The organism is Methylophaga sp. F-2 (assembly GCF_056859315.1).
Genome location: NZ_JBSXOF010000002.1, coordinates 2,501 through 5,388 on the forward strand (window position 1 = coordinate 2,501; position 2,888 = coordinate 5,388).

General features: G+C 50.5%; 2 rRNA genes (1 of these 2 cut by a window edge). Both read left to right on the forward strand.

From position 1 onward, the window contains the following. Nucleotides 1-2,626: ribosomal RNA gene (locus AC13DA_RS00040) — 23S ribosomal RNA — on the forward strand (it extends 270 nt beyond the left edge of the window). Between the two features lie 98 nt (nt 2,627-2,724). Further along, a 5S ribosomal RNA gene (rrf, locus tag AC13DA_RS00045) occupies nt 2,725-2,839 on the forward strand. Nucleotides 2,840-2,888 lie beyond the last annotated feature (49 nt).

The window sequence follows — 2,888 nt, forward strand, 5'->3', positions numbered from 1 at the left end:
AAGTGATAATTAACGTATTAGTGGAATAGTCTGGAAAGGCTAGCGATACAGGGTGATAGCCCCGTACATGAAAATGCGTTAATGGTACTAGGCTTGCGACAAGTAGGGCGGGGCACGAGAAACCTTGTCTGAACATGGGGGGACCATCCTCCAAGGCTAAATACTCCTTATCGACCGATAGTGAACCAGTACCGTGAGGGAAAGGCGAAAAGAACCCCGTTGAGGGGAGTGAAATAGAACCTGAAACCGTGTGCGTACAAGCAGTAGGAGCAGACTTGTTCTGTGACTGCGTACCTTTTGTATAATGGGTCAGCGACTTAATTTATGTAGCGAGCTTAACCGAATAGGGGAGGCGCAGGGAAACCGAGTCTTAATAGGGCGACTAGTTGCATGGATTAGACCCGAAACCTGGCGATCTATCCATGGTCAGGATGAAGGTTGGGTAACACTAACTGGAGGTCCGAACTCACGTATGTTGAAAAATGCGGAGATGAACTGTGGATCGGAGTGAAAGGCTAATCAAGCCAGGAGATAGCTGGTTCTCCTCGAAAGCTATTTAGGTAGCGCCTCGTATCTCACTCTCGGGGGTAGAGCACTGTTTGGGCTAGGGGGTCATCCCGACTTACCAACCCCATGCAAACTCCGAATACCGAGAAGTGCAATTACGGGAGACAGACGGCGGGTGATAACGTCCGTCGTCAAAAGGGAAACAACCCAGACCATCAGCTAAGGTCCCAAAATTATGGCTCAGTGGAAAACGATGTGGGAAGGCCCAGACAGCTAGGAGGTTGGCTTAGAAGCAGCCACCCTTTAAAGAAAGCGTAATAGCTCACTAGTCGAGTCGGCCTGCGCGGAAGATGTACCGGGGCTTAAGCCATATACCGAAGCTATGGATGCGTGTTTACACGCATGGTAGAGGAGCGTTGTGTAAGTCTGTGAAGGTGTGTTGAGAAGCATGCTGGAGATATCACAAGTGCGAATGCTGACATGAGTAACGATAAAGGGGGTGAGAGGCCCCCTCGCCGAAAATCCAAGGTTTCCTGCTCAACGTTAATCGGAGCAGGGTGAGTCGGCCCCTAAGGCGAGGCAGAAATGCGTAGTCGATGGGAAACAGGTTAATATTCCTGTACTTGTTATTACTGCGATGGGATGACGGAGAAGGTTAGGTCAGCCAACTGTTGGATATGTTGGTTTAACTGCGTAGGCGTGCTGAATAGGAAAATCCGTTTGGCTAAGCTGAGACAGGACGACGAGTGCCATTAGGCGCGAAGTGATTGATACCCTGCTTCCAGGAAAAGTCTCTAAGCTTCAGGTAATAACAAACCGTACCCCAAACCGACACAGGTGGATGGGATGAGAATTCTAAGGCGCTTGAGAGAACTCTGGTGAAGGAACTAGGCAAAATAGCACCGTAACTTCGGGAGAAGGTGTGCCCCTGTTAGGTGAAGTGACTTGCTCACGGAGCTGAAGGGGGTTGCAATGACCAGGTGGCTGCGACTGTTTATTAAAAACACAGCACTCTGCAAACTCGAAAGAGGACGTATAGGGTGTGACGCCTGCCCGGTGCTGGAAGGTTAATTGATGATGTTAGTTTAGGCGAAGCATTTGATCGAAGCCCCAGTAAACGGCGGCCGTAACTATAACGGTCCTAAGGTAGCGAAATTCCTTGTCGGGTAAGTTCCGACCTGCACGAATGGCGTAACGATGGCCACACTGTCTCCACCAGAGACTCAGTGAAATTGAAATTGCGGTTAAGATGCCGTATACCCGCGGCTAGACGGAAAGACCCCGTGAACCTTTACTACAGCTTTGCACTGAACTTTGAACCTACTTGTGTAGGATAGGTGGGAGACGTAGAAGCGATGACGCTAGTTATCGTGGAGTCGTCCTTGAAATACCACCCTGGTATGTTTGGAGTTCTAACCTACGCCCATTATCTGGGCGAGGGACAGTGTATGGTGGGTAGTTTGACTGGGGCGGTCTCCTCCCAAATTGTAACGGAGGAGCACGAAGGTACACTAAGCATGGTCGGACATCATGCGGTTAGTGCAATGGCAAAAGTGTGCTTGACTGCGAGACAGACACGTCGAGCAGGTACGAAAGTAGGTCATAGTGATCCGGTGGTTCTGAATGGAAGGGCCATCGCTCAACGGATAAAAGGTACTCCGGGGATAACAGGCTGATACCGCCCAAGAGTTCACATCGACGGCGGTGTTTGGCACCTCGATGTCGGCTCATCACATCCTGGGGCTGTAGCCGGTCCCAAGGGTATGGCTGTTCGCCATTTAAAGTGGTACGCGAGCTGGGTTTAGAACGTCGTGAGACAGTTCGGTCCCTATCTGCCGTGGGCGTTTGAGAATTGAGAGGAGCTGCTCCTAGTACGAGAGGACCGGAGTGGACGTACCCCTGGTGTTCGGGTTGTTGTGCCAACAGCATTGCCCGGTAGCTATGTACGGACGGGATAACCGCTGAAAGCATCTAAGCGGGAAGCCCCCCTCAAGATAAGTTCTCACTGGGATTTAATCCCCTGAAGGGCCGTGGAAGACTACCACGTTGATAGGCTGGGTGTGGAAGTGCAGTAATGTATGGAGCTAACCAGTACTAATTGCCCGTGAGGCTTGACCATATAACCCCAAGGGAACTTGGGGTGTTGCGAGACACTTTACAACAAAAACTTGTTACCGATTTCCGAGAGTCAGTATTGAACTGACTATGCCAGTTATGCCTGGCGGCCATAGCGAGTTGGCACCACCTGATCCCATCCCGAACTCAGAAGTGAAACGACTTAGCGCCGATGATAGTGTGGGAGTTCCCATGTGAAAGTAGGTCACTGCCAGGCTTTAATATAATAGAAAAGGCCAATCTCGAAAGAGGTTGGCCTTTTTTAT